Below are 26,315 nucleotides of genomic sequence, written 5' to 3' on the forward strand. Positions count from 1 at the left end.
ATGGCGCTCTCCGACAAGGATCGCATCTTCACCAACCTATACGGCGTGCAGGACTGGCGCCTGCCGGCGGCGCAGAAGCGAGGCAACTGGGACGGCACCAAGGCCATCCTGGAGAAGGGCCGCGACGCCATCATCGAGGAGGTGAAGAACTCGGGGCTCCGCGGCCGCGGCGGCGCGGGCTTCCCGACCGGCATGAAGTGGTCCTTCATGCCGAAGCAGGCGAGCGAACGGCCGCACTACCTCGTCGTCAACGCCGACGAATCCGAGCCCGGCACCTGCAAGGACCGCGACATCATCCGCCACGATCCGCATACGCTGATCGAGGGCTGCCTGATCGCGGGCTTCGCGATGGGCGCGCATTCCGGCTACATCTACATCCGCGGCGAGTACTACAACGAGAGCGTCGTGCTCGAGGCCGCGATCGCCGAAGCCTATGACGCGGGCCTGCTGGGCAAGGATGCCTGCGGGTCGGGCTGGGACTTCGACCTGTATGTCCATCGCGGGGCAGGGGCCTATATCTGCGGCGAAGAGACCGCGCTGATCGAGAGCCTCGAGGGCAAGAAGGGCATGCCGCGGCTGAAGCCGCCATTCCCGGCCGCCGTCGGTCTCTATGGCGCGCCGACGACGGTCAACAACGTCGAAACCATCGCCGTGGTGCCGGAGATCATGCGCCGCGGCGGCGCCTGGTTCTCGCAGTTCGGGCGGCCGAAGAACTCCGGCACGAAGATCTTCTGCATCCAGGGCCATGTGAACAAGCCCTGCAACGTGGAGGAGGAGATGAGCATCCCGATGCGGGAGCTCATCGACCGCCACGCTGGCGGCGTGCGCGGGGGCTGGGACAATCTGCTCTGCGTGATCCCGGGCGGGTCGTCCACGCCGCTGCTGCCGAAGCACATCTGCGACGACGTGCTGATGGATTTCGACGCGCTGCGCGAGCACAAATCGGGCCTCGGCACCGCGGGCGTGATCGTGATGGACAAGTCCACCGACATCATCCGCGCGATCTCGCGGCTGTCGCGCTTCTACAAGCATGAGAGCTGCGGCCAGTGCACGCCCTGCCGCGAAGGCATGGGCTGGGTGAGCCGCATGATGGACCGCATGGTCGAAGGCCGGGCAGAAGTCGAGGAAATCGACCTGCTGGAAGAGGTCACGCGCAAGATCGAGGGCCACACGATCTGCGCGCTGGCCGATGGCGGCGTCTGGCCGGTGCAGGGGCTGATCCGGCACTACCGGCCGCTGATGGAAGAGCGCATCGCCGCCTACAAGGCCGCGCATGCCAGGCCCGCGGCGCTGCCGCTGGCGGCGGAGTAGGGCTGATGGCGAAAGTCACCGTTGACGGGATCGAGGTGGAGGTCCCGAACGGGGCCACCGTGCTGCAGGCCTGCGAGGCCGCGGGGAAGGAGATCCCGCGCTTCTGCTACCACGAACGACTTTCCATCGCCGGCAATTGCCGGATGTGCTTGGTGGAGGTCGAGAAGGCGCCGAAGCCCGTGGCGTCCTGCGCCTATCCCGTGGCCGATGGGATGGTGGTGAAGACCGACAGCCCCATGGTGCGCAACGCGCGTCGCGGCGTGATGGAATTCCTGCTGATCAACCACCCGCTGGACTGCCCGATCTGCGACCAGGGCGGCGAGTGCGACCTGCAGGACCAGGCGGTCGCGTACGGCATGGACCACTCTCGCTACCGCGAAGCCAAGCGCGTGGTGAAGGACAAGTACATGGGGCCGCTGGTCAAGACGATCATGACCCGCTGCATCCAGTGCACGCGCTGCGTCCGCTTCTCCGCCGAGGTGGCGGGGACGTCGGACCTCGGCGGCACAAACCGCGGCGAGAACCTCGAGATCGGCACCTATGTCGAGAAGGCGCTGACGAGCGAGCTCAGCGGCAACCTGATCGACATCTGCCCGGTCGGCGCGCTCACCAGCCGCCCCTATGCCTTCGTGTCGCGGCCGTGGGAGCTGCGGAAGACCGACAGCATCGACGTGCAGGACGCGACCGGCACCAACATCCGCATCGACAACCGCGGGCCGGAAGTCCTGCGTATCCTGCCGCGCGTGAATGACGACGTGAACGAGGAGTGGATGGCCGACCGCGGCCGCTTCTCCTTCGACGGTCTCAAGCGCAGGCGGCTGGACCGGCCCTGGGTGAAGGTGGACGGCAAGCTGAAGCCGGCGAGCTGGGCGGAGGCGCTGGGCGCGGTCGCGGCAAAGCTGAAGGCGACGGCGCCTGACCGCATCGGCGCGGTGGCGGGCGAGTTGGTGGATGTCGAATCCGCCTTCGCGCTGCGGTCGCTGATGGTCTCGCTCGGCGTGCAGAACCTGGATTGCCGCACAGACGGCGCCGCGATCGACGCAACGCGGCGTGACTTCTACCTGTTCAACACGACGATCGCCGGCATCGACCAGGCGGATGCGCTGTTGATCGTCGGCAGCGATCCCCGCAAGGAAGCGCCGGTGATCAACGCGCGCATCCGCAAGCGGACGCTGGCGGCGCGCTTCCCGATCGGCCGCATCGGGCCGAAGGGCGTGGATTTGACCTACCGCCACGAGCATCTCGGCGGGGGCCCGGCCGCGCTACGCGCGCTGCTGGATGGCTCGCATCCCTTCATGGAGGTGCTGAAGGCCGCGAAGAATCCGATGGTGATCGTCGGGCGTGGCGCGTTGGCGCGGGCGGACGGGCTTCATGTGCTGGCGGCGGCCTGGCAGGTCGCTCGGGAGGCGAATGCGCTGCGGCCGGACTGGCACGGCTTCAATGTCCTCCATCTCTTCGGCGGCCAGGTCGGCGCGCTGGAGGCGAACTTCCTGCCGGGCCCGAGCGGCAAGTCGCTGGGGCAGATGCTGGCCGGCGGCGTCGATGTGCTGTGGCTGCTTGGCGCGGACGGCTTCGATCCCGCAGGGATCGCGCCGGGCACCTTCGTGATCTACCAGGGCCATCACGGCGACCGCGCGGCCGCGCGGGCCGACGTGATCCTGCCCGGCGCGGCCTACACCGAGAAGGACGCGACCTACGTCAACACCGAGGGCCGCTGGCAGCGGGCCTGGCTTTCGGTGCACGCACCGGGCGAGGCACGCGAAGATTGGCGCATCGCGCGCGCGCTGTCGGAAGGGATCGGCCAGAAGCTGCCATTCGATACTCTCGACCAGCTTCGCCTCGCCATCGCGGGCGCGCTGCCGGCGCTCGCCGAGCCGTTCGCGAAGCGCGGCTGCGACGACACCAGCGGCCCCGCCGGCAATCCCGCTGAGATGTCCGACGCGCCCTTCGCGCCGGCAATCACGCAGTACCACCTGGCCGATGCGATTGCGCGGGCGTCCGACGTGATGGCGGAATGCGCGGAGATCTACGGCGAGCAGCCGGCCTTGCAGGCTGCGGAGTGACGTGACGATGGAAGGCTTCCTCGCCACCCCGGTCGGGCATCTCGCGCTGACCGTTGCGCAGGCGCTGGCGCTGCTGGTGCCGCTGCTGCTCGGCGTCGCCTACCTCACCTGGGCGGAGCGCAAGGTCCTGGCCGCGATGCAGCTGCGCAAGGGGCCGAACGTCGTTGGCCCCTTCGGCCTGCTGCAGCCCTTCGCCGACGCCATCAAGATGCTGATGAAGGAGACGATCATCCCCGCCGGGGCCAGCCGCGTGCTGTTCATCCTGGCGCCGATGATCACCTTCATGCTGGCGATGATCGCCTGGGCCGTGATCCCCGTGAACGACGGCTGGGCGATCGCCGACATCAATGTCGGCATCCTTTATCTGTTCGCGATCAGCTCGCTCGGCGTCTACGGCATCATCATCGCGGGCTGGGCGTCCAATTCGAAATACGCCTTCCTCGGCGCGCTGCGCAGCGCGGCACAGATGGTCAGCTACGAGGTCAGCATGGGCTTCGTCATCGTGACCGTGCTGCTCTGCGTGGGGTCGCTGAACCTGACGGAGATCGTCCGCGCGCAGTCCACCGTGTGGTTCGCCATCCCGCTCTTCCCGATGTTCGTGATCTTCTTCATCTCGACCCTGGCCGAGACGAACCGAGCGCCTTTCGACCTGCCGGAAGGCGAGTCCGAGCTCGTGGCCGGCTTCTTCGTGGAATACAGCTCGATGTCCTTCGCGCTGTTCTTCCTCGGGGAATACGCGAACATGATCCTGATGTCGGCGCTGACGACGATCCTGTTCCTCGGGGGATGGCTGCCGCCGGTGGACGTCGCGCCCTTCAACTGGATCCCCGGGCCGCTCTGGTTCGTGTTCAAGATCTGCTTCTGCCTCTTCGTCTTCATCTGGGTGCGCGCGACCTTTCCGCGCTACCGCTACGACCAGCTCATGCGACTGGGCTGGAAGGTGTTTCTTCCGTTCAGCCTCGTCTGGCTCGTGCTGACCGCAGCAGCGCTAAAGCTGTTCGGCTGGCTGCCCGCGGCCTGAGGAACCGACAATGGCCATGACCCTTGACCGCGTCGCACGCAGCTTCCTCCTGGCGGAACTCGCCGGGGGGATGTGGCTGACGCTCAAGACCTTCTTCAAGCCGAAGGCGACGATCTCCTACCCCTACGAGAAAACGCCGCTGAGCCCGCGCTTCAAGGGCGAGCACGCACTGCGCCGATACCCGAACGGGGAGGAACGCTGCATCGCCTGCAAGCTGTGCGAGGCGATCTGTCCTGCCCAGGCCATCACCATCGAGGCCGAGCCGCGCGAGGACGGCTCCCGCCGCACCACGCGCTACGACATCGACATGGTGAAGTGCATCTACTGCGGCATGTGCGAGGAAGCCTGCCCGGTGGACGCAATCGTCGAGGGGCCGAACATGGAGTTCGCGACCGAGACGCGCGAGGAACTGCTCTACAACAAGGAGCGCCTGCTGGATAACGGCGACCGCTGGGAAGCGGTGCTGGCCAAGCGGCTCGAGCTGGACGCACCCTACCGATGATCGCGGCTCTCGCCTTCTACCTCTTCGCCGCGGTGCTGATCGCCTCGGCGGTGATGGTGGTGACAAGCCGGAATCCCGTGCATTCCGTGCTGTTCCTGATCCTCTGCTTCTTCAACGCCGCCGCGCTGTTCCTGATCGCGGGTGCCGAGTTCCTGGCGATGACCCTGGTCATCGTCTATGTCGGCGCAGTCGCGGTGCTCTTCCTCTTTGTCGTGATGATGCTCGACGTCGACTTCTCGGCATTGCGGGAGGGCTTCCAGCGCTATGCGCCGGTCGGCGCGGTGGTCGGCGCGATCCTGTTCCTGGAACTGGTGCTGGCCTTCGGGACCTGGAGCTTTGCGACGGATGCGGCGGCGCTGCGGCTGAACCCGATGCCGGGCGACGCGGACAACACGCGCGCGCTGGGCCGGATCCTCTACACGGACTACGTCTTCCTCTTCCAGGCGGCGGGGCTGATCCTGCTGGTCGCAATGATCGGCGCGATCGTGCTGACGCTTCGCGGGAAGACCACGACGAAGCGGCAGGACATCGGCAAGCAGGTTGCGCGTGCCGGCAGCGTCAATCTGCGCCAGCCGCCGCTCGGCGCGGGCCTCGGCACCATTGGGATCGAGCGGCCGCCAGTGGAGCCGCCGCCGGAGGCGGAGCCGAAGCAAGTCGAACACGCCGGGGGGCACCACTGATGATGGCCGTCGGCCTGGCGCACTATCTCACGGTGGGCGCGATCCTGTTCACGCTCGGTGTCCTCGGCATCTTCCTCAACCGGAAGAACGTCATCGTTATCCTGATGTCGGTCGAACTCATCCTGCTCTCGGTCAGCCTCAACCTCGTCGCCTTCAGCGCCAGGCTGATGGACCTAACGGGGCAGGTCTTCGCGATGCTGATCCTGACCGTCGCCGCGGCGGAAGCCGCGATCGGGCTCGCCATCGTCGTCATCTACTTCCGCAACCGCGGAACGATCGAGGTGGAGGACATCTCCACCCTGAAGGGCTAGCGCCATGTATGTCGGGGCCATCTTCTTCCCGCTGCTCGGCGCCTGCCTCGCCGGGTTCTTCGGTCGCTGGCTGGGCGACAAGGCGTCGCAATGGGTGACCGTCGCCTTCATGGCGCTCGCCGCGGCCTGCGGGATCGGCGCCTTCGTCGAGGTCGCGCTGGGCGGTGCCGCGGGCGTGGTGCCGATCGCCTCCTTCCTCGATGTCGGCGGCTTCGAGGCGGAATGGGCGCTGCGCTACGACACGCTGAGCGTCGTGATGGTGATGATGGTCACCTTCATCTCGACGCTGATCCACCTCTATTCCGTGGGCTACATGTCGCACGACGCGACGATCCCGCGCTTCTTCGCCTATCTCAGCCTTTTCACCTTCATGATGCTGATGCTTGTGACGGCGGACAACCTGGTTCAGCTCTTCTTCGGCTGGGAAGGCGTGGGTCTCGCGAGCTACCTGCTGATCGGCTACTGGTACGAGCGCGAGAGCGCGAACCGCGCGGCGATGAAAGCCTTCATCGTCAACCGCGTCGGCGACCTCTTCTTCATGCTCGGCCTGGCGCTCACCTTCTGGACCTTCCAGTCCGTCGAGTTCGAGACGATCTTCTCCGGCGTCGCGCAGGCCCAGCAGAGGACGTTCCTCGGGATGCCGTCACTCGAGGTGATCAGCGTGCTGCTGTTCCTCGGCGCCTGCGGCAAGTCGGCGCAGCTTGGCCTGCACACCTGGCTGCCGGACGCGATGGAAGGCCCGACGCCGGTCTCCGCGCTGATCCATGCCGCGACGATGGTGACCGCCGGCGTCTTCATGATGGCGCGGATGTCGCCGGTGGTGGAATACGCCCCGACGGCGCTGGCCATCGTGACGATCGTCGGCGCCTCGACCGCGATCTTTGCCGCGACGATCGGCTGCGTGCAGAACGACATCAAGCGGATCATCGCGTATTCGACGTGTTCGCAGCTCGGCTACATGTTCTTCGCGATCGGCGTCGGCGTGTACCAGGCCGCGATCTTCCATCTGTTCACGCATGCCTTCTTCAAGGCGCTGCTCTTCCTCGGCGCGGGCTCCGTGATCCACGCCATGTCGGACGAGCAGGACATCCGGAAGATGGGGGGGATTTGGAAGAAGATCCCGGTCACCTACGCCGTCATGTGGATCGGCAGCCTAGCGCTGGCCGGCGTGCCTTTCTTCGCGGGCTACTACTCGAAGGACGCGCTGGTGGAGGTGGCCTGGGCCGCGCATAGCGGCACCGGCACCTATGCCTTCCTCATAGCGCTGGCGGCGGCCTTCCTGACCGCCTTCTACTCGTGGCGGCTGATCATCCTGACCTTCCACGGCACGCCGCGCGCCGACCATCACACGATGGAGCATGTGCACGAGAGCCCGATGGTGATGCTGGTGCCGCTGCTGGTGCTGGCGACCGGCGCCGTGCTGACCGGCTACCTGTTCGCCGACCTCTTCATCGGGGAGCACCAGGAAGCCTTCTGGCGCGAGTCCATCCACAACGCCGCCCACAACCAGGTGCTGGAGCATGCGCACCACGCGCCGGCCTGGGTGAAGCTGGCGCCGACCGTGGTCGGCCTGGCGGGCATCGCGCTGGCCTATGTGATGTACATGCTGCGGCCGGAGCTGCCCGGCATGCTCGCCGCGCGTTTCCAGGGGCTGTACCGGTTCCTGCTGAACAAGTGGTACTTCGACGAGCTCTATGACGCGATCTTCGTCCGGCCCGCGCAGTTCCTGGCGCGCGCCTTCTGGAAGACCGGCGATGCCAGGCTGATCGACGGCGTCCCGAACGGTGCCGCTGACCTCGCGGTCCAGGCGGCGCGCGGGGCGGTGCGCATCCAGACCGGACGGGTCGCGAACTACGCCTTCGCGATGATCATTGGCCTTGTCCTCTTCGTCACCCTGCTGCTCTACGGTGCCCGATGAACGCCGCCGGCTTCCCCATCCTCAGCCTGGTGACCTTCCTGCCGCTGGCAGGTGCGTTCATCATCCTCATGGTGCGTGGCGACGAGGAGACCGTCGCCTCCAACGCCCGCTGGACCGCGCTCTGGACCAGCCTGATCACGCTGGCGCTGTCGCTGATCCTCTGGGCGCGTTTCGACACGTCCACCGCCGAGTTCCAGTTCGTGGAGCGGTTGGAGTGGCTGCCGGATTACGGCGTCGCCTACCACATGGGCGTGGACGGCATCTCCGTGCTTTTCGTGCTGCTGTCCACGCTGCTGACACCAATCTGCATCCTGGCGTCGTGGGACACCGTGAAGGTCCGCGTGCGGGACTACATGGTCGCCTTCCTTGTGCTCGAGACGATGATGGTCGGCATGTTCTGCGCGCTCGACTTCATCGTCTTCTACATCTTCTTCGAAGCCGTCCTGATCCCGATGTTCCTGATCATCGGCGTCTGGGGCGGGGCGCGGCGCGTCTATGCCGCCTTCAAGTTCTTCCTCTACACGCTCGCGGGCAGCCTGCTGATGCTGCTGGCTCTGCTGGCCATGTGGTACCAGGCCGGCACCACCGACATCCCGACGCTGATGCAGACCGCCTTCCCGCGGGGGATGCAGATGTGGCTGTTTGCCGCCTTCATGGTGTCCTTCGCGGTCAAGGTGCCGATGTGGCCGGTGCACACCTGGCTGCCTGACGCCCACGTCGAGGCACCGACCGCGGGCTCCGTCATCCTGGCCGGCGTGCTGCTGAAGATGGGCGCCTATGGCTTCATCCGCTTCAGCGTGCCGATGCTGCCCGAGGCGTCGCAGGCCTTCGCGCCCTTCGTCTTCAGCCTCTCCGTCATCGCGGTGGTCTACACCTCCCTCGTCGCGCTCGCGCAGGAGGACATGAAGAAGCTGATCGCCTATTCCTCGGTCGCGCATATGGGCATCGTGACGCTCGGCATCTTCACCTTCACGGTGCAGGGCCTCTCGGGCGCGCTGTTCACGATGCTGGCGCACGGCATCGTCTCCGGCGCGCTCTTCCTCTGCGTGGGCGTGCTCTACGACCGGGTGCACTCCCGCGAGATCGCGCGCTATGGCGGGGTCGCGAAGATCATGCCCTCCTACGCGCTGGTCTTCATGCTGTTCACCATGGCCTCCGTGGCGCTTCCCGGCACCGCTAACTTCCCGGGCGAGCTGCTGGTCATCGTCGGCGCCTTCAGGGTCAACCCCTGGGTCGCATTCGGCGCGGCAACCGGCATGATCCTGGGCGCGGCCTACATGCTTTATCTCTACCGCCGCGTGATCTTCGGGAAGATCACCCGCGACGACCTGAAGCTGCTGCTGGATCTCAGCCCGCGCGAATACGCGGTCTTCGCGCCACTGGTCCTGCTGACGCTGTGGATGGGGGTCTATCCCTCCTCCTTCCTGACCTTCTTCGAGGCCAGCGTGACGGCGCTCGTCGAGCGGCATGAAGCCGCGCTCGGCGCGGCGCGCCTGGCCGGGATGTGACGCCGATGAACTGGACCCTCGCCCTGCCGGAGATCGTGCTCGCGGTTTCCGGCCTGATGATCCTGCTGATCGGCGTCGTCCCCAGGCGGGACATGTTCTTCCCGGTCTCCATGGCGGTGATCGGCGCCTTCGTCGTGACCGCGGCGCTGGTGCTGGGGCAGGGCGAGGGCACGGCCTTCGCCGGCCAGTATGTCGGCGACGGCTTCGCGCGCTTCGCCAAGGTGCTGATCCTGCTCGGCGCGGCTCTCGCGCTTGTCCTTGCGCTCGACTTCGACGAGCGGAGCAACCTGCGCCGCTTCGAGTTTCCCGTGCTGATGCTCTTCGCGACCGTCGGCATGATGATCATGGTCTCGGCCAACGACCTGATGGCGCTCTACATCGGGCTCGAACTGCTCTCGCTCCCGCTCTACGTCCTTGCCGCCTTCGACCGCGACAATGCGCGCAGCGCCGAGGCGGGCCTCAAGTACTTCGTGCTCGGCGCGCTGGCCTCGGGCCTGCTGCTGTACGGGTCGTCGCTGGTCTATGGCTTCGCGGGCACGACGAACTTCGACCGGCTGGCGGATGCGCTGTCGTCGCAGGCCTCGACCGGCGTGGTGGTGGGGCTGGTCTTCGTCCTCGCCGGGCTCTGCTTCAAGGTCTCGGCGGTGCCCTTCCACATGTGGACGCCCGACGTCTACGAAGGCGCGCCGACACCGGTGACCGCTTTCTTCGCGACCGCGCCCAAGGTCGCCGCGATCTGCCTGATGATGCATGTGCTGATCGGTCCCTTCGGGGACATGGCGGCGCAGTGGAAGCAGGTGATCTGGGTGGTCTCGGCGGCGTCGATGATCCTCGGCGGCTTCGCCGCGATCGGGCAGCGCAACATCAAGCGGCTGATGGCCTATTCCTCCATCGGCCATGTCGGGTACGCGCTGATGGGCCTGGCCGTCGCGAGCGACACGGGCTACCGCGGCGTGCTGGTCTACCTCGCGATCTACGTCGTGATGAACCTCGGCACCTTCGCGGTGATCGTGTCCATGCGTCGCAACGGCCGCGCAATCGAGGAGATCGACCAGCTCGCCGGCCTCGGCCGCAGCGATCCCGCCATGGCGCTGTGGATGGCGGTCTTCATGTTCTCCATGGCGGGCATCCCGCCGCTCGCCGGCTTCTTCGGCAAGCTCTACGTCTTCCTCGCCGCCGTGCAGGCGGGGTTCTGGACGCTGGCCATCATCGGCATCCTGACCTCCGTGGTCGCCAGCTACTATTACCTGCGCATCGTGAAGGTCATGTATTTCGACGCGCCGGCCGAGGGGTTCGACGCGCGGCAGGCCGGCATCTCGGTCGTGATGGCGGGGACGGGTCTGCTGACGCTGTTCTTCTTCCTCTTTCCCGCGGCGCTGATCGGCGCGGCTCAGGTCGCCATCGCGGCGCTGGCGGGCTGAGATGGAGGCGCTGCCGCCGGGCTGGCGGCTGCGCTTCGAGGAGACGCTGCCCTCCACCAGCGATCTCCTGCTGCGGCTTGCCGCGGCGGGAGAGCCGGAGGGCCTCGCGGTCATGGCGCGCCGCCAGACTGGCGGGCGAGGGCGTGACGGGCGCGTCTGGGAAAGCCCGGCCGGCAATCTCTACATCTCGCTGCTGCTGCGGCCCGGGACGCCGGCGCGCGACGCCGCGCGCTGGTCGCTGGCCGGCGCCATCGCGATGGCGGAGGCGGTGGAGCCGGACCTGCCCGACCCCGCGGCGCTTCGGGTGAAGTGGCCGAACGATCTGCTTCTGGACGGGGCGAAACTCGCCGGCGTGCTCTGCGAATCCGGCGCGACGCCCGGCGGCCGGCTCGACTGGGTGATCCTGGGCTGCGGGATCAACCTCGCCGTCGCGCCCGAGGTGCCGGGCCGCGCGACGACGCGCCTGCCGGGCGACGCGCCACCGGAGCAGGTGGCGGTCCGGCTGATCCGCTCTGTCGTGTCCTGGCGGGACCGGCCGATGCCGGACCTGATCGCGGCATGGCTTCGGCGCGGGCCGGCCCTGGGCGAGAGGTTGACGCTGCGCACCGGGACGGGCGAAACGACCGGCAGCTTCGCGGGGCTGGCCGAGGACGGGGCCCTGCTGCTCGACACCGGCGCCGGCCCGCGGCGTTTCGGCTCGGGCGAAGTGGACGGAGCCTGACGCGCCATGCTGCTGGCCGTGGATGCGGGCAACACGAACATCGTCTTCGCCGTGCATGACGGCACGGAATGGCGCGGCACCTGGCGCGTGCGGACGGACGCCGAGCGGACGTCCGACGAATACGCGGTCTGGCTGCTGGCGTTGCTGGGCCATGCCGGGCTGAAGCCGACCGACATCACGCGCTGCGCGATCGGCACGGTGGTGCCGGCCGCGCTCTACAACCTGCGCCGGCTCTGCCGTGACTGGTTCGACTGCGAACCGCTGATCGCCCGCGCCTCGCTCGACTGGGGCTTCGAGATCCGGGTGGACGCTCCGCATGAGGTCGGCGCCGACCGCCTGCTGAATGCGCTCGCCGCCCACCAGCGCTACCGCGGGCCGCTGGTCGTGATCGACTTCGGCACGGCGACCACGTTCGACGTGGTGCATGGCGACGGCGCTTATCTCGGCGGCGTGATCGCGCCGGGCATCAACCTCTCGATCGAGGCGCTGCACCGCGCCGCGGCGCGACTGCCGCGGATCGGCATCGGCCGCCCGCAGGCCGCCATCGGGCGGAACACCGTCGCCGCCATGCAGTCCGGCATCTACTGGGGCTATGTCGGCCTGATCGAGGGCATCGTCGCCCGCATCCGGGCCGAATTCGACGAGGCCGAGAACGGCCGGCTCAAGGTCATCGCGACGGGCGGCCTGGCGCCGCTCTTCGCGGAAGGCACGACGATCATCGAGACGACCGACCCGGATACGACGCTCGACGGGCTGCGCCTGTTGGCGGAGCGCAATCCCGCCCCCACATTGGTCAGGCATTCCCGACGCGACGAAACCCTGCCCTGACGGGAAGGGGGCCGGCGCGAGACCCACCTGATTCGAAACGCGACACTGGAAGAACAATGACCGGAGACCTGGCCTTCATCCCGCTCGGCGGGACGGGGGAGATCGGACTCAACCTCAATGTCTACCGATGCGACGGGCAGCTCCTCGCGGTGGATTGCGGCCTGGGCTTCGGCGGGCCCGAACACCCGGAGGTGGACGTCATGGTCCCCGACGCGACCTGGCTCGCGGCCCGGAAGGACCGGCTGGCAGCGCTGGTGATCACGCATGCGCATGAGGACCATGTGGGCGCGGTGGCGCACCTGTGGCCGTCCCTGCGCTGCCCGATCCATGCAGGGCCCTTCGTCTCCGCCGTGCTGCGGCGGAAGCTGGGGGAGGCCGGGCTGCTCGGCCAGGTGGAGATCATCACCCAGGCGCCTGGCAGCCGCTGGACGATCGGGAATTTCGACCTGGAATTCCTGCGCGTCGCCCATTCCGTGCCTGAGGCCCAGGCGCTGGCGATCCGCACGAAACACGGCACGGTGCTGCACACCGGCGACTGGAAGCTCGACCCCAACCCGCTGATCGGGCCCCCGACAGATGAGGCCGCCTTCCAGCGCCTGGGCGAGGAAGGCGTGCTCGCCATGGTCTGCGACAGCACCAACGCGCTGGTCGAGGGTCATTCGGGCAGCGAGGCCGAGGTCCGCCGCAACCTGACCGCGCTGATCAAGCGCCTGAAGGGCCGCGTCGCGGTAACCTGCTTCGCGACCAATATCGCGCGCGTCGAATCCATCGTGCTCGCCGCCCGCGCCGCGGGCCGGGAGGTCGCTCTGTTCGGGCGAAGCCTGCGCAACGCCGACGCCGCGGCGCGGGAATGCGGATATCTCCGCGACCTCCCGCCTTTCCTGTCCGAGGACGAATCGGGCGACGTGCCGGACGACCGGCTGGTCGTGATCTGCACCGGCAGCCAGGGCGAGCCGCGCAGCGCCATGGCCAAGATCGCCAACGACCAGCACCCCCATATCTCGCTCGGCGAGGGCGACACCGTCATCTTCTCCTCCCGCATGATTCCGGGGAACGAACGGGCGATCCTTCGCATCCAGGACGAGCTGTCGCGCGCCGGCGTTGAGGTCATGACCGCCGATGACCACATGGTGCATGTCTCGGGCCACCCGGCGCGGGACGAGCTGAAGCGGCTCTATCAGCTCGTGAAGCCGAAGTATTCGGTGCCCGTGCACGGCGAATGGCGCCACATGAACGAGCACGCGAACCTAGCGGAGAGCCTGGGCGCCGAGGCCTATGTCATCGAGGACGGGGACGTTCTGAAGCTCGCCCCGGGCAAGCCGGACATCGTGGAATCCGTCCCCGTCGGGCGGCTCGCGGTGGATGGCGACCGGCTGCTGCCGCTGGACGGCGACGTGCTCGCCGCGCGGAAGAAGATGCTCTTCAACGGCGTGGTGATCGCGTCCATCGCGGTGGACGGGGCAGGGCGGGTGCTGGGGAAGCCGCAGATCTCCGCGCCGGGCCTCTTCGACGGGACCGAGGACGAGACGCAGCAGATTGCTGCCGACCTGGCCCGTGCCGTGGTCGAGCTGCCCGCGCCGGTGAAGCGCGAGGACGGCCCGCTGCGGGAGGCTGCGCGGACCGCGGTCCGTCGTGCCGTCGGCCGGCGGCTGCGCAAGCGGCCGAGCGTCGAGGTCCATCTCCTCCGGGTCTGACGGGCATGGACTGGTTCACCGGTGTCATCGTCTACCTGCTGATCTGGTGGCTCGCGCTGTTCGCGGTGCTGCCGATCGGCACGAAGCCGGTGGAGGATGCCGATCCGGATGCGGGGGGCTGGCGCGGCGCGCCGGCCGCGCCGCAGCTTCTCCGCAAGGCGATCCTGACGACGGTGGTCGCGGGCGTGCTGTGGCTCGGCGCCTATGCGCTGATCACCTCGGAATGGCTGAGTTTCAGGGACGGGTGGCTCAGCTATCAGGGACCCGGCGCTGCACAAAATTGAGGCGGCAATCCCGCCTCCCCAGCGAGTGCCGCCCTTGCATTGCGCAGTTCGGTTCTGGAAGCCCGTTTTTTGGCTTTCCGCGGCGGCGTTTCTTGTTGTGCCGCCTTAGCTCCCCACGCCACTATCGGTCCCAGGGAGAGGTTGGTCCTCTCTCTGCCGTGTGACTGGCGTTTCCTCCCTAAACTCGGGTCGCGCTCTGAGGCGCGACCCGTTTTTTTTGTAGCGACCTCCTTAGGAAAAGCAAGGTAATTTTCGGCGCGAGTGCTTCATTTCACGGGGGTTTTCGCCTTACAGCCAGTGCCGAGACGTGATTTTATTGCGTCGCAGCAGCTTGACACTTGGGTCGGTCTGGTTGTTTCCGACGCGCACGATGGCTTCGAAGTGCCTGGAATCGCAGGCTTCCGACTGGCGTCCCCGGCTTGGTTCCGCTCCGCCCTCGGTTGGGCTAGGTTCCGCGGCCTTCCACTCCCTCCGGAGCCCCGCCTTGCGCCTCTCCCGCGCCTTCCTGCCGACGCTGAAGGAAACGCCTGCCGAGGCGCAGATCGTCTCCCATCGCTTGATGCTGCGCGCCGGCATGATCCGCCAGACCGCGGCGGGCATCTATGCCTGGCTGCCGCTGGGCTGGCGCGCGCTGCAGAAGGTCGAGCAGATCGTGCGCGAGGAGCAGGACCGCGCCGGCGCGCAGGAGATCCTGATGCCGACCATCCAGTCGGCCGATCTCTGGCGCCAGTCCGGCCGCTACGACGCCTATGGGCCGGAGATGCTGCGCATCAGGGACCGGCATGACCGCGAGATGCTGTTCGGCCCGACCAACGAGGAAGTGGTCACCGAGATCTTCCGGCAATTCGCCAAGTCCTACCGCGACCTGCCGCGCAACCTGTACCACATCCAGTGGAAGTTCCGGGACGAGGTGCGGCCGCGCTTCGGCGTGATGCGCGGGCGCGAGTTCCTGATGAAGGACGCCTATTCCTTCGATCTGACGAAGGAAGGGGCGGAGCATTCCTACCGCCAGATGTTCCTGGCCTATCTCCGCACCTTCGCGCGGATGGGGCTGAAGGCGATCCCGATGCGCGCCGACACCGGGCCGATCGGTGGCGACCTCTCGCACGAGTTCATCATTCTGGCCGAGACCGGCGAATCGCAGGTCTTCGTCAGCCAGGACCTGCTGGACATGGACCCGCTGGCCGAGGCGCCGGACTACGATGCCGACCTCGCAGCGGCGGTGGGGCGCTGGACCAGCCACTACGCCGCGACCGACGAGATGCACGACCCCGTCGCCTGGGAGAAGCTGGAGGCGTCCAAGCGCGTCTCCGCGCGCGGGATTGAGGTCGGGCACATCTTCTACTTCGGCACCAAGTACTCGAAGCCGATGGAACTGACGGTGCAGGCAGCGGACGGATCCACCGTGCACCCGGAGATGGGTAGCTACGGCATCGGCGTCTCCCGCCTGGTCGGCGCGATCATCGAGGCCAACCACGACGAGGCCGGGATCAAGTGGCCGGACGCGGTCGCGCCCTTTCGGGCGGCGGTGCTGAACCTGAAGAACGGCGACGCGGCATGCGATGCTTTGTGCGACACTATCTACCGTGCGTTGGGCGACGAGGCAGTCTATGACGACCGGGCCGATCGTGCCGGCGTGAAGTTCGCAGACGCCGACCTGATGGGGCATCCCTGGCAGGTCATCGTCGGCCCCCGCGGCGCGGCGGCGAACAGGGTCGAGCTCAAGCGCCGCATGACCGGCGAGCGGCACGAGGTCTCGCCCGAGGACGCGCTGGCGAAGATCAAGGGCTGACATGCGGAACATGGTGTTTGCGATGCTGCTGCTGGCCGTCGCGCTGGCCGGCGCGACCGCGCTCGAGCGGCTGGGCGTGGAGCATTCGCTCGCGCTGCTCGCGCTGGTCGGCGGGGCAGGGGGCCTGGCGGGCGGGATCGCCATGGAATTGCTGCGTGAGGGCTCGCGCGGCTGATGTTCGACGCATCCGATCGCGGAGCGACGAAGCGCAACGAGGCGCGGAGCGTGAATCGGATGCGCTCGCATGTTTAACGCCTTCGAGCGCGCCGTCGCCTTCCGCTACCTGCGCGCCCGCAAGGGGGAGCGATTCGTCTCGGTCATCGCGATCTTCTCGCTGGTCGGCATCGCGCTCGGCGTGGCGACGCTGATCATCGTGATGTCGGTGATGGGCGGTTTCCGGCAGGAACTGCTGGGCCGGATCCTCGGGCTGAACGGGCACATGGCGGTCTACGGGATGGACCGCACGATCGCCGACTATGGCGCGGTGACGGACCGCATCCGCGCCGTGCCCGGCGTTGTCGGCGCGACCCCGATCGTCGAGGGCCAGGTGCTGCTGACGAGCGAGCAGGGCGGCGCCTCCGGCGGCCTCGCGCGCGGCGTGCGGCCGGAAGACATGCGCGCGCGCGGCATCGTCGCGAACAACATCGTCTCGGGATCGCTCGACGGCTTCCAGGGCGACGACGCCATCCTGATCGGATCGCGGCTCGCGCAGCGCCTGCGCATCGGGGTCGGCGACAAGATCACGCTGGTCTCTCCGCAGGGACGCACCACGGTCTTCGGCACGGTGCCGCGGGTGCGCGCCTATACCGTCGTCGCGCTGTTCCAGATCGGGATGAACGAATACGACAGCAGCTTCGTCTTCCTGCCGATGGGCGCCGCGCAGACCTTCTTCCAGACCGGCGACAACGCGACCCAGATCGAGGTCTTCGTCCGCGACCCCACCGAGGTCCGCGCCGTCAACCGCGCGATCCGCGCAGCGATGGGCTCGACGCCGATCCGCATCCTGGACTGGCAGGACGCCAATTCCAGCTTCTTCGCTGCCGTGCAGGTCGAGCGGAACGTGATGTTCCTCATCCTGACCCTGATCATCCTGGTCGCCGCCTTTAACATCGTCTCCTCCCTCATCATGCTCGTGAAGGACAAGGGGCGCGACATTGCGATCCTGCGGACGATGGGTGCCACGAGCGGGTCGATCCTGCGGATCTTCCTGCTGTGCGGCGCCTCGGTCGGCGTGGTCGGCACGCTGACGGGCTTCGTCATCGGCATCGCCTTCTGCGCCAACATCGAGAGCATCCGCCAGGCGATCCAGGCGCTGTCCGGGACGGAACTGTTCAGCCCCGAGGTCTATTTCCTCTCGCGCCTGCCGGCGGTGGTGGATTGGAAGGAAGTCTCCCAGGTCGTCGGCATGGGGCTCGGCCTGTCGCTGCTGGCCACGGTCTACCCGTCCTGGCGTGCGGCGAAGACCGATCCTGTTGAGGCGCTTCGCAATGAGTGACGCGGCACCGCTACAGCTGCGGTCGGTCGAGCGCCGCTTCCGCACGGAAGCCGGCGAGCTTCCCGTGCTGACCGGCGCCGACCTCTCGCTGCATCCCGGGGAGATCGTGGCGCTGGTGGCGCCGTCGGGCACCGGCAAGTCCACCCTGCTGCACCTCGCGGGCCTGCTGGAGAAGCCCGATGCTGGCGAGGTGCTGGTGGACGGCAAGGAAGCGGGGTCGCTGTCCGACGACGCGCGCACGGCGATCCGGCGAACTACCATCGGCTTCGTCTACCAGTTCCATCACCTGCTGCCCGAATTCACTGCAATCGAGAACATCGCCCTCCCGCAGATGTCTGCGGGCATCGCCCGCGCTGCGGCCAACGCCCGCGCGACGGACCTGCTGCACGCCTTCGGGCTGCAGGGGCGGGAGCAGCACCGGCCGGGCAAGCTTTCGGGCGGGGAGCAGCAGCGGGTCGCGATCGCGCGTGCGCTGGCGAACAAGCCCCGCGTCCTGCTGGCGGACGAGCCTACCGGCAATCTCGACCTCGGCACGGCCGACCGTGTCTTCAACGAATTGCTGCACGCCGTGCGCGGGCAGGGCGTGGCGGCGCTGATCGCGACTCACAACCCCGACCTGGCCGCGCGGATGGACCGCGTCGTCACGCTGCGCGACGGCAAGGTCGTTGCGGCGTGAATCTTGCTGATCGGCGCCCCATGATGCGCGCAGGATCGGCCCCATGACTGACAACCCGCATCGCATTGTGGTGGTGGGCGGCGGCGCCGGTGGGCTTGAGCTCGCGACGCGGCTTGGCGACAGCCTCGGCCGGCGCGGCCAGGCGCGCGTGACGCTGGTCGACCGCTCCCGCAGCCATCTCTGGAAGCCGCTGCTGCACGAGGTCGCGGCCGGCAGCCTTGATGTGGACGACCACGAGCTGGACTACCTGGCCCAGGCGCACTGGCACCACTTCACCTACCGCTATGGCGAGCTGATCGGGCTGGATCGCGCCGCGAGGATCGTGAAGCTCGGCCCGACCTTCGACGAGGACGGCCGCCAGGTCACGCCGGGGCGGGAGGAGCCCTATGACACGCTGGTCGTCGCTATCGGCAGCACGACCAATGATTTCGGCACGCCTGGGGTGCGGGAACACGCCATCCCGCTCGAGACCACGGACCAGGCCAGGCGATTCAACCGCCGCCTGCTGAACGCCTGCATCCGCGCCCAGACCCAGAACGGGCCGATCGGCCCGGGCCAGCTGCATGTCGCCATCATCGGCGCCGGCGCGACGGGGACGGAACTCGCGGCGGAACTGCACAACGCCGCACGCCAGCTCGTCGCCTATGGGATGGACCGGATCGACGCGGAGCGCGACATCCGCATCAGCCTGATCGAGGCCGCGCCGCGCATCCTCCCCGCCCTGCCGGAGCGCCTGTCGGACGCCGCGAAGGGGCTGCTGGAAGGCCTCGGCGTGACCGTGCTGGCGGGCACGCGAGTCAGTGCGGTCACGGCGGAAGGCGTTCAGCTCGCCGACGGCCGCTTCCTGGAATCGGAGCTCGTGGTCTGGTCGGCGGGCGTGAAGGGCCCGCCGGTGCTGGCGGAGCTCGACGGGCTCGAGCTTGCGCGGATGCAGCAGCTCGCGGTCCTGCCGACGCTGCAGACGACGCGCGATCCCGACATCTTCGCGATCGGCGATTGCGCGGCCTGCCCGGGCCCCGGTCCCGGCGGCTACCTGCCGCCGCGCGCCCAGGCCGCGCATCAGCAGGCGTCGCATGTCCTCGCGCAGATCCGCCGCAAGCTGCGCGGCGAGGAATTGCGCGACTTCAAATATCGCGACTTCGGCAGCCTGGTCTCGCTCGGCCACTACTCCACCGTCGGCAGCCTGATGGGCGTGCTGGTCGGCAAGAGCCTGATGGTCGAGGGGTATTTCGCGCGGCTGATGTACCGCTCGCTCTACAAGATGCACCAGCGCGCGCTGCATGGGGTGGGGAAGACGGCGTTGGCCTCAATGGGGCGGCTGATCGCGCGGCGGACGGAGCCGCGCGTCAAGCTGCACTGACGGGACGCGGGATCACCAGAAGCCGAGGTGCGGGACCGCGGCCTCCTCCTCAAGCAGCGGGCCTGCCACGGCAATCGCGCGCTGGCCGGCGGCGAAGACGTCCCGGCAGGGCAGGGCCATGGTCAGGTTCTCGGGGTGCGGGCCGATCATGGCCTTCAGCCGCGACTCGGACAGGCTGTAGACCACGCGGCCGATCCCCGCCCAGTAGATCGCGCCCGAGCACATCGCGCAGGGCTCGGCGCTGGAATAGAGCGTAGCGGTCGCGCGGTCCTCGGGCGGCAGTTCGATGCAGGCGCGGGTCGCCAGCAGCCTTTCCGCATGCGCGGTGCCGTCGCCATGAGGGTGGAAGCCGTTGGTCGCCTCCAGCAGCACGCGGCCCTGGCCGTCGGCCAGCAACGCGCCTAAGGGGCGCTGGCCGGCGGCGCGGCTCTCGGCGGAGAGGGCGATGGCCCGGCGCAGCAGCTTCAGGTCGTCGGGCATCGCGAATCCCCCGGGGCTTCGTGGTAGGAAGGGGGCGATGACTGCCCCCTCCTTCGTGCATCTGCATGTCCATTCCGCCTACTCGCTCTCGGAAGGGGCGATCAAGGCGGAGAAGCTGCCGGCGCTGGCCAAGGCGGACGGTATGCCGGCCGTCGCGCTGACCGACAGCGCGAACCTCTTCGGCGCGCTGGAATTCTCCCAGGCCTGCGGCGGCAAGGGCATCCAGCCCATCATGGGCTGCCAGCTCTTTCTCGGCCGCGGCGCGACGGAGGAAGGCGGGCGCGCCACCGACCCGTCGCGCAACCGGCCCGACCCGATCGTCGCGCTGGCGAAGGACAAGGCGGGGCTCGAGAACCTGCAGCGGCTGTCCTCCGCCAGCTATCTCGGCAGCGATCCCTCGGGCGAGCCCTGCGTCTCGCTCGACACGCTGGGCGCGCACAGCCAGGGGCTGATCCTGCTGACGGGCGGCACGACGGGGCCGCTCGGGCGGCTGCTGGGGGAAGGGCGGCGCGCGGCGGCGCAGGCGCTGCTCGCGAAGCTGAAGGAGATCTTCGGGCCAGACGACCTCGTCGTGGAACTGCAGCGCCACGGCCTGGCGATCGAGCGCGCGGTCGTGCCGGGCCTGCTGCGCCTGGCCGACGAGGCCGGCCTGCCGATTGTTGCCGCCAACGACGTCTATTTCGCCGAGGCCTCGATGCACGAGGCGCATGACGCGCTGCTCTGCATCGCCGAGGGCCGCGTGCTGGCCGAGCAGGATCGCCGCCGCGTGACGCGGGAGCACTGGTTCAAGCCGGCGGCGGCGATGCGGGAGCTTTTCGCCGACCTGCCGGAGGCCTGCGACAACACGCTGGCGATCGCCAGGCGCTGCGCGGTGATGGCGGAAAGCCGCAAGCCAGAGCTGCCGATCTGCCCGAAGGTCCGCCCCGGCATGACGGAGGCCGAGACCGTCGCCGCCATGGCGAAGGAAGGGCTCGAGCAGCGGTTGGAGGCGCAGGCGACGCCCGCGGACCAGCGGGACACCTACCGCAAGCGGCTGGCCTACGAGCTCTCCGTCATCGAGAAGATGGGCTTCTCCGGCTACTTCCTGATCGTCGCTGACTTCATCCAATGGGCGAAGCAGCAGGGCATTCCCGTGGGACCGGGGCGCGGTTCGGGCGCGGGGTCGGTCGCGGCCTGGGCGCTGCTGATCACCGACCTCGACCCCCTGCGCTTCGGGCTGCTCTTCGAGCGCTTCCTCAACCCGGAACGCGTATCCATGCCGGACTTCGACATCGATTTCTGCCAGGACCGGCGCGACGAGGTGATCCGCTACGTCGTGAACGAATACGGCGCCGACCGCGTCGCGCAGATCATCACCTTCGGCAAGCTGCAGGCGAAGGCCGCGGTTCGCGACGTCGGGCGCGTGATGGGCATGCCCTATGGCCAGGTGGACAAGATCGCGGCGTTGATCCCGTTCAACCCCGCGAAGCCCGTGACGCTGGCCCAGGCGATCGAGGGCGAGCCCAGGCTGCAGGAGATGCGCGACAACGACGAGCAGGTCGCGCGGCTACTGGAGGTCGCGCTGCAGCTGGAAGGGCTGTACCGCAACGCCTCGACCCACGCGGCCGGCGTCGTCATCGGGCGCAAGCCGCTGGTCGAGATCGTGCCGCTCTACAAGGACCCGCGGTCCGAGATGCTCATCACGCAGTATTCGATGAAGCATGTGGAGCAGGCGTCGCTGGTGAAGTTCGACTTCCTCGGCCTGAAGACGCTGACCGTGCTGGAGCGCGCGGTCGAATTGCTGAAGACACAAGGGATCGAGCTCGACCTCGCCACGCTGCCGCTGGACGACGCCAGGACCTACGCGATGCTGGCGAAGGGCGACGCGGCCGGGGTGTTCCAGTTCGAAGGCCAGGGCATGCGGGACTGCCTGCGCATGATGCGGCCCGACCGGTTCGAGGATCTGATCGCGGCGGTCTCGCTCTACCGCCCGGGTCCGATGGCGAACATCCCGGCCTATTGCCAGCGCAAGCATGGCGAGCCCTGGGAACCCCCGCACCCCGCCATCATGAACATCGTCGGCGAGACCTATGGCATCCTGGTCTACCAGGAACAGGTCATGCAGATCAGCCAGGATCTCGCGGGCTATTCGCTGGGCGGCGCGGACCTGCTGCGGCGCGCCATGGGCAAGAAGATCCGCTCGGAGATGGAGGCGCAGCGCAGGATCTTCGTCGAAGGCGCGGTCAAGAACGGCGTGCCGGAAGCGAAGGCCGGCGAGATCTTCGACCTCATGGAGAAGTTCGCGGAATACGGCTTCAACAAGTCGCACGCCGCGGCCTATGCGCTCGTCGCCTATCACACGGCCTATCTCAAGGCGAACCACCCGACGGCGTTCCTGGCGGCGTCCATGTCGCTCGACCTCGACAAGACGGAGAAGCTGGCGGGGCACATGCAGGAGGCGTCACGGCTCGGCATCGCGGTGCTGCCGCCGGACCTCAACCGGTCGGGCGCGGAGTTCACGCTGGAGACGCAGGCCGACGGCAAGGTCGCGATACGCTTCGCGCTGGGCGCGATCAAGCGGGTCGGCGTCGCCGCGATGCAGGACCTGGTCAAGGCGCGCGATGCCGGCGGGCCCTTCGCCTCGCTGTCGGAATTCGCGGGGCGCGTCGATCCCAGGCTCCTGAACAAGATGCAGCTGGAGAACCTGGCCAAGGCCGGCGCCTTCGACGCGCTGGAGAAGAACCGCGCGAAGGTCGTGCAGGGCGCGGAGTTCATCCTGCGCGCCGCGCAGGAGGCCGCGGAGCGCCGCGCCAACCCCACGCGCGACATGTTCGGCGCGGAAAGCGCGCCGCCGCCGCTGCGCCTGCCGGAGGCAGGGGATTGGCCGATGCTGGAGAGGCTGTCCTTCGAGGCGGAGGCCGTGGGCTTCCATCTCTCCGCGCATCCGTTGGACACCTACAGGAAGGCCTTGCAGAAACTCGGCGTCGTGCCGTCTTCGCAGATCGCCGAACGCGCGCGCGGTGGCAACGCGCGGCTCAAGCTCGCGGGCACGGTCGTCGCGGTGAAGAACGGACGGACCAAGACGGGCAACCGCATGGCCTGGATCCGCTTCTCCGACCAGGCCGGCAGCTACGAGGCGACCTTCTTCAGCGAAAGCCTGGTCCGCGCCGGCGAGAACCTGGCCGAGGGCAACGCCGTCCTGCTGACCGCCGAGGTGCGGATGGATGGCGAGGCGCTGCGCATCACCGCGCAGGACGCCGAGCCGCTGGAGAAGGCCGCGCAGGGCATCGCCGGCGGGATGAAGCTCTGGCTGGAGCAGACCGCCGCCGTCGCGCCGATCCGCACGCTGCTCGACCGCGAAGGCAAGGGACGCGGCCGCGTCGTGCTGGTCTCCGTCACCGGGCCGGGGCAGGAAGTCGAGATCGCGCTGCCCGGCGGCTTCAACGTCTCGCCGCGGCTGATGCAGGCGATGAAGGTCGTGGCCGGCGTCGCCGAGGTGCAGGAATTGTGAACGAGGTTCCGCTCGACCGGCCGGCGGATGTCGCGGCGCTGCGGTGCCGCGCGGCGGAGATGCCGCCGCATCCCGCGCCCCCGACGCGCGAGGAGCGGATGCGCCGCGACCCGCTGCCCTTCATCCCCGAGGCGCGTCGCGCGGCGGCGCGTGCCCCGGCGCGGGAGCCCGAGGCCGGGGCCTTCGAGCTATCCGCCGACGATCCGGCCTGGCGCGGGCAGGGCTGGTGGCCGCTGGAGCGGACGCAATCGGGCCCGCTGCGCTGGACCGGGCCGGCATCCTGCGCGGCGGTGCTGCTCCCGGCGCTCGGCGGCGGGGCGCTGCGGGTCACGCTGAATGTCCGCGCGCCCTTCGGCATCCCGCTGGATATCGCGCGCTACGAACTCGAACTGGACGGCGCGCCGCTGTCCTTCGGAACGCTGGCCAATGACGGCGTGACCGGCCGCTTCTCGGCTCTCGTGACGATTGCGCCGATGCCGCCGCTGACGCGCGTCGCGCTGCTGATCGCGGGCGCTTGGCACGAGGATCCCGACACCGGGCCAAGGCGCGAGTTGCGCAAGCTGGGACTGGGCCTCATGCGGGTGCGGCTGGAACGCGCGTGATGCGGCGAATCGTCCTGACCGGCGACCTGCTGCGCCCGCAGGACGAGGCGTTCAAGCCCGCCCAGACCGGCAACATCCTCTGGCTGCACCGCCTGCTGCGACGCCCGATCGCGGCGGCGACAGCGCTGGAGGTACAGGTCCTGGCCTGGGCGCCGAACCCGGGCTCCGGCGCCATTCCCTTCGACACGCCGCGCTTCTACGGCGCCGCGGGCGCGACGGCCGACATACCGGGCTGGATCGCGCTGTTCGACGCGGCGGTCCTGCCCACGGATGCTGCCGCGCTGCTGGCGCAGGCGCTGGACGGCGCCGCGCTCGTCATCGGCTTCGAACTGCCGAACCTGCTGAAGCGCGCGCTGACGGCCTTCGGCATCCCCTGGGTCGACCTCAACATCCATCCGTACCGGTTCTGCGCCGACCTTCTCTTCGCCGTGCAGACCACCCATCCCGACATCGTCGCGGCGCTGCGCGCGCATCACGCGGAGGACGCGGCCTTCGCGCCGCAGGCCGACCTGCTGGCCGCGATGACGGTCAAGGTGCCGATAGACCCGCCCATCGAGGAGGAGACGCTGGTCGTCGGCCAGACCCGCGTGGACCGCTCGCTCATCGCGGAAGGGCGGCTGCTCGACCTTCGCGACTTCGCGGCGCCCTTCCACGCCGCGATCGGCGAGGGCCGCATCCTCTTCAAGTCGCATCCCTACAACCCCGACGGCTTCGGCCTGCACGACATTGGCCTGCCGCTGCGCCGCATCCGTGAAAGCGGCGAGAACGCCTACGTCCTGATGGCGCAGGACAGCGTCCGGCGCGTCGTCGGCGTCTCCTCCTCCCTGGTCGCGGAGGCCGCCTTCTTCGGCAAGGAGGGCATCTTCCTCGGCCACCCGCCCTTCCGCATCCCGGCCTCCCGCGCGGGGTTCGAGCCGGGGATGCACGCCTCGGTCGTGGATGCCTGGCTGTCGGCCGATTTCTGGCGCGACCTGCTCGCGCCCGTCGTCGCGGTCACGCCGCGCGACGGCGTGCGTCCCGCCCTGCCGCCGAACTCGCTGCGCAACGCGCTGCGCCAGTTCTGGGGCTGGGAGGAGATGGTGCTACAGCTGCCGGTGGAGCTTGCGGTGACGCGGGCCGCCGAGCGCCGCGCGCTACAGGGCCCGTAGCATCGCGGCCAGGCGTTGCGCGGCCTCGGCGATCGCGGCCTCGCCGTGGTGGCGTTCGACATGGCGGCGCGCCGCCGCGCCCATCACGCGCCGCAGCGTCTCGTCCTCCAGCAGCAGGCGCACGGCATGCGGCAGGCCGGCCTCGCCCACCAGCAGGCCCGCCTCGGGCGGGATCCCGCCGGGCAGGGTGTCGCGGAAGGCGATGACGGGCAGGCCGCAGGCCATTGCCTCGATGGCAGCGCGCGGCAGCCCGTCGCCGCGGGAGGTGTGCACCATCAGCCGCGACCGGCGCAGCACCTCGAAGACGCGGGCATGCTCGACATGGCCGAAGAAGCGGACCTGGCCGGCATGGCGCGCGGCGCGCACGGCCTCGCGCAGCGCCGGCAGCCGCTTGCCTCCGCCGACAAGGGCGATGCGGCGCTTCGCGGCGAAGGGCAGCAGCGCGGCCTGGTTCTTCCGCTCGTCCGCGAAGGTGCCGACATTTACGATGTCGAAATCAGGCGCCTCGGCTGGCGTGCCGTCGCCGGCCAGCGTCCAGTCTACCCATTTCGGCAGCACCATCGCGCCGCCTTCGGCGAGATGGCGCGGGAAGTGGCGCGCCAGCTGTTCCTCATACTCGGCGAGTACGAGTGCGGCGCTGTCCAGGATCGCGTCGCGCACGCTGCCGCCGACGATGAAGCCGTGGCGCGTCTCGCCGAGGGCGGCCTGGGTATCCGCCGCGACGCGGTAGCCCAGCCCCTTGTAGAGCACGAAATCAGGCCGCCAGGCCGCCAGCGACCGGCGCAGCGCCGCCGAGACCATCGCGGGGCGCTTCAGGGCGGGATCGTCGGCAGGGCAATAGGTCACGGGCACGCCCGTCTCCGGCTCCTCCTCGACCTGCTCGCCGGCATGCATGCGCCAGATCCGCGCCTCGATCCCGGCCTCGGCCAATGCGCGGCACAGTGCGATCTCGCGCGTGCCGCCGCGCATGGAGCGGTTCGCGCTGCACATCACCAGCGCCAGGCGCATCG

23 protein-coding genes are annotated in these 26,315 nt (G+C 68.8%); 21 read left to right on the forward strand and 2 right to left on the reverse strand.

Annotation, left to right across the window (positions count from 1 at the left end; all coding sequences use genetic code 11):
- From nuoF to ACLF3M_RS19555, 18 genes are all read left to right on the forward strand, one after another.
- Positions 1 to 1,311, forward strand: coding sequence for an NADH-quinone oxidoreductase subunit NuoF (nuoF, locus tag ACLF3M_RS19470; protein WP_430658631.1), 1,311 nt, complete (start codon positions 1 to 3; stop codon positions 1,309 to 1,311).
- 5 nt (positions 1,312 to 1,316) lie between these two features.
- Complete coding sequence (nuoG, locus tag ACLF3M_RS19475) at positions 1,317 to 3,374, forward strand: NADH-quinone oxidoreductase subunit NuoG (RefSeq protein ID WP_430658632.1); 2,058 nt, start codon at positions 1,317 to 1,319, stop codon at positions 3,372 to 3,374.
- 7 nt (positions 3,375 to 3,381) lie between these two features.
- Entirely contained in the window at positions 3,382 to 4,395 is a 1,014-nt protein-coding gene (nuoH, locus tag ACLF3M_RS19480) for an NADH-quinone oxidoreductase subunit NuoH (protein WP_430658741.1), read from the forward strand.
- A 16-nt stretch (positions 4,396 to 4,411) separates the two neighbouring features.
- Positions 4,412 to 4,897, forward strand: a complete 486-nt coding sequence (nuoI, locus tag ACLF3M_RS19485; protein ID WP_430658742.1) for an NADH-quinone oxidoreductase subunit NuoI — start codon at positions 4,412 to 4,414, stop codon at positions 4,895 to 4,897.
- Positions 4,894 to 5,577, forward strand: a complete 684-nt coding sequence (locus ACLF3M_RS19490; RefSeq protein ID WP_430658633.1) for an NADH-quinone oxidoreductase subunit J — start codon at positions 4,894 to 4,896, stop codon at positions 5,575 to 5,577. The genes nuoI and ACLF3M_RS19490 overlap by 4 nt, the downstream gene beginning before the upstream one ends.
- Complete coding sequence (gene nuoK, locus ACLF3M_RS19495; protein WP_430658634.1) at positions 5,577 to 5,888, forward strand: NADH-quinone oxidoreductase subunit NuoK; 312 nt, start codon at positions 5,577 to 5,579, stop codon at positions 5,886 to 5,888. Before ACLF3M_RS19490 ends, nuoK begins: the two co-directional genes overlap by 1 nt.
- A 4-nt stretch (positions 5,889 to 5,892) precedes the next feature.
- Complete coding sequence (nuoL, locus tag ACLF3M_RS19500) at positions 5,893 to 7,806, forward strand: NADH-quinone oxidoreductase subunit L (protein ID WP_430658635.1); 1,914 nt, start codon at positions 5,893 to 5,895, stop codon at positions 7,804 to 7,806.
- Positions 7,803 to 9,314: an NADH-quinone oxidoreductase subunit M gene (locus ACLF3M_RS19505; protein WP_430658636.1), complete on the forward strand. Its 1,512-nt coding sequence runs from the start codon at positions 7,803 to 7,805 to the stop codon at positions 9,312 to 9,314. The genes nuoL and ACLF3M_RS19505 overlap by 4 nt, the downstream gene beginning before the upstream one ends.
- A 5-nt stretch (positions 9,315 to 9,319) precedes the next feature.
- Positions 9,320 to 10,735 (forward strand): NADH-quinone oxidoreductase subunit NuoN, encoded by a 1,416-nt coding sequence (gene nuoN / locus ACLF3M_RS19510; protein ID WP_430658637.1) that lies wholly within the window; start codon positions 9,320 to 9,322, stop codon positions 10,733 to 10,735.
- Between the two features lies 1 nt (position 10,736).
- Positions 10,737 to 11,456 carry a biotin--[acetyl-CoA-carboxylase] ligase gene (locus ACLF3M_RS19515; RefSeq protein ID WP_430658638.1) on the forward strand — a complete coding sequence of 240 codons (720 nt, stop codon included), beginning with the start codon at positions 10,737 to 10,739 and terminating at the stop codon, positions 11,454 to 11,456.
- 6 nt (positions 11,457 to 11,462) lie between these two features.
- On the forward strand, positions 11,463 to 12,284 hold the full coding sequence (locus tag ACLF3M_RS19520) for a type III pantothenate kinase (protein ID WP_430658639.1): 822 nt from the start codon (positions 11,463 to 11,465) through the stop codon (positions 12,282 to 12,284).
- Positions 12,285 to 12,340: 56 nt separating this feature from the next.
- Positions 12,341 to 13,978, forward strand: coding sequence for a ribonuclease J (locus tag ACLF3M_RS19525; RefSeq protein ID WP_430658640.1), 1,638 nt, complete (start codon positions 12,341 to 12,343; stop codon positions 13,976 to 13,978).
- Between the two features lie 5 nt (positions 13,979 to 13,983).
- On the forward strand, positions 13,984 to 14,262 hold the full coding sequence (locus ACLF3M_RS19530) for a DUF1467 family protein (protein WP_430658641.1): 279 nt from the start codon (positions 13,984 to 13,986) through the stop codon (positions 14,260 to 14,262).
- A 484-nt stretch (positions 14,263 to 14,746) separates the two neighbouring features.
- Positions 14,747 to 16,054, forward strand: a complete 1,308-nt coding sequence (gene proS / locus ACLF3M_RS19535; protein ID WP_430658642.1) for a proline--tRNA ligase — start codon at positions 14,747 to 14,749, stop codon at positions 16,052 to 16,054.
- A gap of 1 nt (position 16,055) precedes the next feature.
- Positions 16,056 to 16,229, forward strand: coding sequence for a hypothetical protein (locus ACLF3M_RS19540; RefSeq protein WP_430658643.1), 174 nt, complete (start codon positions 16,056 to 16,058; stop codon positions 16,227 to 16,229).
- A gap of 69 nt (positions 16,230 to 16,298) precedes the next feature.
- Positions 16,299 to 17,549, forward strand: coding sequence for a lipoprotein-releasing ABC transporter permease subunit (locus ACLF3M_RS19545; RefSeq protein ID WP_430658644.1), 1,251 nt, complete (start codon positions 16,299 to 16,301; stop codon positions 17,547 to 17,549).
- A complete protein-coding gene (locus tag ACLF3M_RS19550) occupies positions 17,542 to 18,225 on the forward strand; it encodes an ABC transporter ATP-binding protein (protein ID WP_430658645.1) in 684 nt (227 codons plus the stop codon). The genes ACLF3M_RS19545 and ACLF3M_RS19550 overlap by 8 nt, the downstream gene beginning before the upstream one ends.
- Positions 18,226 to 18,268: 43 nt before the next feature.
- Positions 18,269 to 19,585 carry an NAD(P)/FAD-dependent oxidoreductase gene (locus ACLF3M_RS19555; RefSeq protein WP_430658646.1) on the forward strand — a complete coding sequence of 439 codons (1,317 nt, stop codon included), beginning with the start codon at positions 18,269 to 18,271 and terminating at the stop codon, positions 19,583 to 19,585.
- A 12-nt stretch (positions 19,586 to 19,597) separates the two neighbouring features.
- Here the strand turns inward: ACLF3M_RS19555 and ACLF3M_RS19560 are convergent, their stop codons facing one another.
- A complete protein-coding gene (locus ACLF3M_RS19560; RefSeq protein ID WP_430658647.1) occupies positions 19,598 to 20,065 on the reverse strand; it encodes a nucleoside deaminase in 468 nt (155 codons plus the stop codon).
- A gap of 37 nt (positions 20,066 to 20,102) precedes the next feature.
- On the opposite strand from ACLF3M_RS19560, the gene dnaE reads away from it, so the two are divergent.
- The 3 genes from dnaE to ACLF3M_RS19575 are packed head-to-tail and all read left to right on the forward strand — an operon-like array spanning position 20,103 to position 25,305.
- Positions 20,103 to 23,555 carry a DNA polymerase III subunit alpha gene (dnaE, locus tag ACLF3M_RS19565; protein WP_430658648.1) on the forward strand — a complete coding sequence of 1,151 codons (3,453 nt, stop codon included), beginning with the start codon at positions 20,103 to 20,105 and terminating at the stop codon, positions 23,553 to 23,555.
- A complete protein-coding gene (locus ACLF3M_RS19570; protein ID WP_430658649.1) occupies positions 23,552 to 24,157 on the forward strand; it encodes a hypothetical protein in 606 nt (201 codons plus the stop codon). The genes dnaE and ACLF3M_RS19570 overlap by 4 nt, the downstream gene beginning before the upstream one ends.
- Positions 24,157 to 25,305: a hypothetical protein gene (locus ACLF3M_RS19575; protein WP_430658650.1), complete on the forward strand. Its 1,149-nt coding sequence runs from the start codon at positions 24,157 to 24,159 to the stop codon at positions 25,303 to 25,305. The genes ACLF3M_RS19570 and ACLF3M_RS19575 overlap by 1 nt, the downstream gene beginning before the upstream one ends.
- Here the strand turns inward: ACLF3M_RS19575 and ACLF3M_RS19580 are convergent.
- Positions 25,291 to 26,313: a glycosyltransferase family 4 protein gene (locus ACLF3M_RS19580; RefSeq protein ID WP_430658651.1), complete on the reverse strand. Its 1,023-nt coding sequence runs from the start codon at positions 26,311 to 26,313 to the stop codon at positions 25,291 to 25,293. The two genes, ACLF3M_RS19575 and ACLF3M_RS19580, sit on opposite strands and share 15 nt — an antisense overlap.
- Positions 26,314 to 26,315: the final 2 nt, after the last annotated feature.

The sequence above is a fragment of the Falsiroseomonas sp. HW251 genome (assembly GCF_050563545.1).
Lineage (GTDB): Bacteria > Pseudomonadota > Alphaproteobacteria > Acetobacterales > Acetobacteraceae > Falsiroseomonas.

What these genes read in the sequence shown, in the direction of transcription:
- nuoL (WP_430658635.1), top strand. Translation starts at nt 5,893, where the DNA reads ATGTATGTCGGGGCCATCTTCTTCCCGCTGCTCGGCGCCTGCCTCGCC.
- ACLF3M_RS19545 (WP_430658644.1), top strand. Translation starts at nt 16,299, where the DNA reads ATGTTTAACGCCTTCGAGCGCGCCGTCGCCTTCCGCTACCTGCGCGCC.
- ACLF3M_RS19550 (WP_430658645.1), top strand. Translation starts at nt 17,542, where the DNA reads ATGAGTGACGCGGCACCGCTACAGCTGCGGTCGGTCGAGCGCCGCTTC.
- ACLF3M_RS19525 (WP_430658640.1), top strand. Translation starts at nt 12,341, where the DNA reads ATGACCGGAGACCTGGCCTTCATCCCGCTCGGCGGGACGGGGGAGATC.
- ACLF3M_RS19520 (WP_430658639.1), top strand. Translation starts at nt 11,463, where the DNA reads ATGCTGCTGGCCGTGGATGCGGGCAACACGAACATCGTCTTCGCCGTG.
- nuoN (WP_430658637.1), top strand. Translation starts at nt 9,320, where the DNA reads ATGAACTGGACCCTCGCCCTGCCGGAGATCGTGCTCGCGGTTTCCGGC.
- ACLF3M_RS19580 (WP_430658651.1), bottom strand. Translation starts at nt 26,313, where the DNA reads ATGCGCCTGGCGCTGGTGATGTGCAGCGCGAACCGCTCCATGCGCGGC.
- dnaE (WP_430658648.1), top strand. Translation starts at nt 20,103, where the DNA reads ATGACTGCCCCCTCCTTCGTGCATCTGCATGTCCATTCCGCCTACTCG.
- nuoF (WP_430658631.1), top strand. Translation starts at nt 1, where the DNA reads ATGGCGCTCTCCGACAAGGATCGCATCTTCACCAACCTATACGGCGTG.
- ACLF3M_RS19560 (WP_430658647.1), bottom strand. Translation starts at nt 20,065, where the DNA reads ATGCCCGACGACCTGAAGCTGCTGCGCCGGGCCATCGCCCTCTCCGCC.
- nuoG (WP_430658632.1), top strand. Translation starts at nt 1,317, where the DNA reads ATGGCGAAAGTCACCGTTGACGGGATCGAGGTGGAGGTCCCGAACGGG.
- ACLF3M_RS19505 (WP_430658636.1), top strand. Translation starts at nt 7,803, where the DNA reads ATGAACGCCGCCGGCTTCCCCATCCTCAGCCTGGTGACCTTCCTGCCG.
- ACLF3M_RS19540 (WP_430658643.1), top strand. Translation starts at nt 16,056, where the DNA reads ATGCGGAACATGGTGTTTGCGATGCTGCTGCTGGCCGTCGCGCTGGCC.
- ACLF3M_RS19575 (WP_430658650.1), top strand. Translation starts at nt 24,157, where the DNA reads ATGCGGCGAATCGTCCTGACCGGCGACCTGCTGCGCCCGCAGGACGAG.
- ACLF3M_RS19490 (WP_430658633.1), top strand. Translation starts at nt 4,894, where the DNA reads ATGATCGCGGCTCTCGCCTTCTACCTCTTCGCCGCGGTGCTGATCGCC.
- nuoK (WP_430658634.1), top strand. Translation starts at nt 5,577, where the DNA reads ATGATGGCCGTCGGCCTGGCGCACTATCTCACGGTGGGCGCGATCCTG.
- ACLF3M_RS19555 (WP_430658646.1), top strand. Translation starts at nt 18,269, where the DNA reads ATGACTGACAACCCGCATCGCATTGTGGTGGTGGGCGGCGGCGCCGGT.
- nuoH (WP_430658741.1), top strand. Translation starts at nt 3,382, where the DNA reads ATGGAAGGCTTCCTCGCCACCCCGGTCGGGCATCTCGCGCTGACCGTT.
- ACLF3M_RS19530 (WP_430658641.1), top strand. Translation starts at nt 13,984, where the DNA reads ATGGACTGGTTCACCGGTGTCATCGTCTACCTGCTGATCTGGTGGCTC.
- ACLF3M_RS19515 (WP_430658638.1), top strand. Translation starts at nt 10,737, where the DNA reads ATGGAGGCGCTGCCGCCGGGCTGGCGGCTGCGCTTCGAGGAGACGCTG.
- nuoI (WP_430658742.1), top strand. Translation starts at nt 4,412, where the DNA reads ATGACCCTTGACCGCGTCGCACGCAGCTTCCTCCTGGCGGAACTCGCC.